The organism is Crenobacter sp. CS_VA4, assembly GCF_055597485.1.
The window spans coordinates 1-289 of sequence record NZ_JBVMAE010000111.1 but is presented as its reverse complement, the minus strand read 5'-3'; the positions used below and the strand labels follow the sequence as shown (position 1 = coordinate 289).

Genomic DNA, 289 nt, shown 5'->3' with positions numbered 1-289 from the left:
CGGGCGTGTTGTTGAGTTGGACTTCGATGGCCTCAAGCTCCTTCATCCGCGCCCTCAGGGCGGTGATCTTGTCCTGGAGCCGTTCCTTCCTGGCTTTGGCCACGGCAGGCTCTTGTCGATCAGCGGTGTCCATGACGGCCAGGTAGCGGTCGATACTGGATTCGATTTCCTCCATACGTCGCTGCAGCTTGGCGCTGGTGAAATTCCGGTCACGGTTGTTAACCGCCTTGAACTTGCTGCCGTCGATGGCAACCACGGCTTCAGCGAACAACCCCTGTTCCCGGCACAG

The 289-nt window shown here is 59.5% G+C and carries 1 pseudogene; it reads right to left on the bottom strand.

The features are described 5' to 3' along the window. Positions 1-289, bottom strand: a pseudogene (locus ACZ2IA_RS22920) (IS5/IS1182 family transposase); the annotation flags it as partial.